We start from the raw sequence: 3,728 nt of genomic DNA on the forward strand, positions 1-3,728 counted from the left end.
AGGAAGAGCGGTTGCCTTTCATAGGTAACGTTGGAATGAAACTGGCCCATGAAATAAGAAATCCTTTAATGACTGTACGCGGATATCTCCAATATTTCCTGGAAACAGAAGGAGCCGAAAAAGAAAAGTTGGATATCGTTTTAAATATTTTAATACCGGAAATTGACCGTGCAAATAAATTTATCAGTGATTTTTTGCTTTTTTCAAGGCCGTTTACCCCTCAAAGACAGTACACGTATATTAATCATCTGGTACAAGAGTTTCGGTATCTAGTGTTAAGGCAGTTGATGGTGCAAAATACAGATATTATACTCGATCTTTCTCCTGATTTGAACAAATATCCGCTTTATATTGACGCTGCACAAATTGTGCAGGTAATGCTTTCCCTGTTTTTAAATTCCATTGAAGCTAAAGAAAAACCTACCATGTGTATTACGATTCAAACAAAAGTGAGTGATGAAACAGCATACGTATGTTTTAAAGATGATGGAAAAGGGATGGACGCTTATATTCTTTCCCAGGCATTCAATCCTTTCTTTTCCGCAAAAGAGGTAGGGATGGGACTTGGACTTCCCGTTTCCCAAAAAATCATTGCGATGCATGGAGGTACCATTAATATTCGCAGCCGTAAAGGACGAGGAACTGCTGTGACTTTCACTTTGCCATACAGTTAAAATGAAAAAATGGTTACGAAGATGATAAAACAGTAATCTTCATTTAAAAAAGTCCTTGCCTTTTAAAAATGGGAAAAAGAAGGTATGATATAACATAGAAAATTTGTGGATAGGATGGATACTATTGAAACGTGCTCGGCTTATCTATAATCCTTCTGCGGGACGAGAAGAAGTCCGCAAGCGGATTCCTGACATATTAAATGTTTTGGAGGAAGCGGGCTATGAGACGTCATGTCATGCGACCAAATGCGGGGGAGATGCGACGCTGGCAGCGCGCAGGGCGGTAGAAAACCGCTTTGACCTGGTGATTGCCGCGGGCGGGGACGGTACGGTATATGAGGTGATTAACGGCATTGCCGAACAGCGCTATCGGCCCGCGCTGGGTATTATCCCGGCGGGAACGACTAACGATTTCGCCCGCGCGATTGGTCTGCCCCGGTCGATTATGAAAGCGGTCAGTGTTATTGCCAAAGGGAAGCCGTCTCCTATCGATATCGGAAAGATTAATGATAAATATTTTATTAATATTGCCGCGGGTGGAATGCTGACCACACTGACCTACGAAGTCCCCAGCAAAGTCAAGACGATGCTGGGACAGCTTGCGTATTACATCAAAGGCATTGAGAAACTGCCGTTTCTCTCGCCCATGCATGTACGGATTGAAGCGAATGGGCGGGTGATTGACGAAGAAATTATGCTTTTCTTAATCGCCAACAGCAACTCCGTAGGCGGATTTGAGAAGCTGGCTCCGAACGCAAAGCTTGATGATGGTTTGTTTGACTGCATTGTCCTGAAGAAAACGTCGTTACCGGAATTTATTCGCATCGTGACCATGGCGCTCAAGGGAGATCATTTCAAACACCCGAACGTTGTCTATTTTCAGGCGAAACAGCTAAAAGCGACATCGGCCAAGCAAGTCGATCTTAATCTGGACGGTGAACTTGGCAGTCGCCTTCCATGTACGTTTACGGCACTGCCGCGTCACATCCAGCTTATTCGGTAAAATTTACGAAATACAGGTGAATCACTTTGGCAAATACATCACGTAGAAAGAAACGGGCCACCGCGGCCGGCGTATCCGGTCTGCCGCTTGAAAAAAACGAGACGGTAGAGCTGGTTATCGAAGATTTATCGCATGAGGGCAATGGAGTGGGGCGTTATCAAGGATATACGCTGTTCGTGCCGGGCGCGCTGCCAGGCGAGCGAATTCAGGCGAAGGCGACCAAATTGAAGAAGCAGTTTGGGTACGCCCGTTTGATGGAGATTGTGGAACCTGCCGCAAGCAGAACAGTTCCGCCGTGCCCCATCTATAAACGTTGCGGGGGCTGTACGCTGCAGCACATGGACTATCAGGCGCAGCTTGAATTTAAACGCAAGCTGGTGGAAGATAATCTGCGCCGCATCGGCAAGATTGAAGGCGTTCCCGTGCATCCGACCATCGGAATGGAAGAGCCGTGGCGCTATCGAAACAAGGCTCAGGTGCCGATCGGCGAGGAAGAAGGAGGGCTTATCGGTGGATTCTACGCCCAGCGTTCGCACGAAATCATCGACATGGAAGCGTGCCTGATCCAGCATGAAAAAAGCGATGAAGTCGTTGCACGTGTGAAAGAAATCGCGGGCAAACACGGTGTGCGCGCTTATAATGAGGAGACGCACGGAGGTCTATTGCGGCACGTCGTCACCAAGGTCGGCTTTGCCACCGGGCAAATTATGATTGTCCTCATAACGAATGGAGAAAAAATTCCGAACAGGGATGCACTGGTGAATGAGCTGGTAAGTTCCGTTCCCGGGGTAACCAGCATCGTGCAGAATATCAATACGAAGAAGACAAATGTTATCTTCGGTGACGAAACCCGTGTATTGTGGGGCGAAGAGTATATTTACGATACGATCGGTGACGTTACCTTCGCGATTTCGGCCCGCTCGTTCTATCAGGTGAATCCGGTACAGACAGAACGCCTGTACGGTAAGGCGCTTGAATATGCCGCGTTGACAGGCGAAGAGAATGTTATCGACGCGTACTGCGGCATCGGAACGATTTCGCTGTTTTTAGCGCAGAAGGCGAAGCATGTGTTTGGTGTAGAGATTGTGCCGGATGCGATTGAGGATGCAAAGCGAAACGCCCGGCTCAACGGGATGAATAACGTAACGTTTGCGGCCGGTGAGGCCGAGACGGTGATTCCGAAGTGGTATGAAGAAGGCAACGCTGCCGATGTAATGGTGGTGGACCCGCCGCGCAAGGGCTGTGATGAGAAGTTGCTTGATACCATTGTGGCAATGAAGCCGGAGCGCGTCGTCTACGTGTCCTGCAATCCGGCTACGCTGGCCCGTGACCTTCGCATCCTTGAAGATGGGGGATACAGGACGGTGGAAGTGCAGCCGGTAGATATGTTTCCACATACTTCGCATGTGGAGTGCGTGGTAAGGCTATATTTGAAGGATGAGTAAAATTATGAGAGATGAAGGATGAGAATGATTGTGGAGTTAATGGATGAATTGATCGATGCTTTTTTGTTTAGAAGTGAAGAAATGTCAAGCGTGTTAAATGTAAAAACAGGGGAAATTCTTATTGATGCTCCTGATCACTTAACAGGAGAACCAGGAATTGACTGGGACGATGAGGAAGCCACAGAGGATCTAGTGATAATCCCACAAATCACAACATCTGAAGCATATGACCTAATGTTTATGTTTGCAAAAGAACAGGACCCCAATGTGGCCGGGAAGTTGTTTGATGCACTTGATGGAAGAAACCCTTTTAGAAGATTTAAGGACAAAGTGATTATGTTTGGTATTGAAGAGAAGTGGTATGAATACGAAAAGCAATATGCAAAAGAAAGAATTTTAAAATGGTTAGGTTCGCTTGGCCTTTCTTATTCTTAGGCTGCATTTAATCAAGAGAATAGTGATAAGATTTAGGCATCTACAGTGAATGTAGGTGCTTTTTATATTTATTATTATAGAAAAATAAGGTAATATGGTCTTTGGTAACAATAGTAAAAAATCCTCATGTATACTGTTAATATAGAGTTAATTAGGGCTTGCTGAATAAAT

Annotated in this window: 4 protein-coding genes; all 4 read left to right on the forward strand. The window is 45.9% G+C overall.

The window, feature by feature from the left end; all coding sequences use genetic code 11:
• On the forward strand, positions 1-674 hold a 674-nt coding region (locus B2899_RS15580; RefSeq protein WP_286887012.1), incomplete at its 5' end, for an ATP-binding protein.
• 124 nt (positions 675-798) lie between these two features.
• The gene (locus B2899_RS15585) at positions 799-1,677 is read left to right on the forward strand and encodes a diacylglycerol kinase (RefSeq protein ID WP_146812247.1); all 879 of its coding nucleotides are present in this window, start codon (positions 799-801) and stop codon (positions 1,675-1,677) included.
• Positions 1,678-1,703: 26 nt separating this feature from the next.
• Positions 1,704-3,122, forward strand: coding sequence for a 23S rRNA (uracil(1939)-C(5))-methyltransferase RlmD (rlmD, locus tag B2899_RS15590; RefSeq protein ID WP_286887014.1), 1,419 nt, complete (start codon positions 1,704-1,706; stop codon positions 3,120-3,122).
• A gap of 18 nt (positions 3,123-3,140) precedes the next feature.
• Positions 3,141-3,557 carry a UPF0158 family protein gene (locus tag B2899_RS15595; RefSeq protein ID WP_146812246.1) on the forward strand — a complete coding sequence of 139 codons (417 nt, stop codon included), beginning with the start codon at positions 3,141-3,143 and terminating at the stop codon, positions 3,555-3,557.
• Positions 3,558-3,728 lie beyond the last annotated feature (171 nt).

The sequence above is a fragment of the Aneurinibacillus sp. UBA3580 genome, from assembly GCF_002375825.1.
Lineage (GTDB): Bacteria > Bacillota > Bacilli > Aneurinibacillales > Aneurinibacillaceae > Aneurinibacillus > Aneurinibacillus danicus.

Coding starts and splice junctions, on each gene's coding strand:
- B2899_RS15595 (WP_146812246.1), top strand. CDS start 3,141: ATGAGAATGATTGTGGAGTTAATGGATGAATTGATCGATGCTTTTTTG.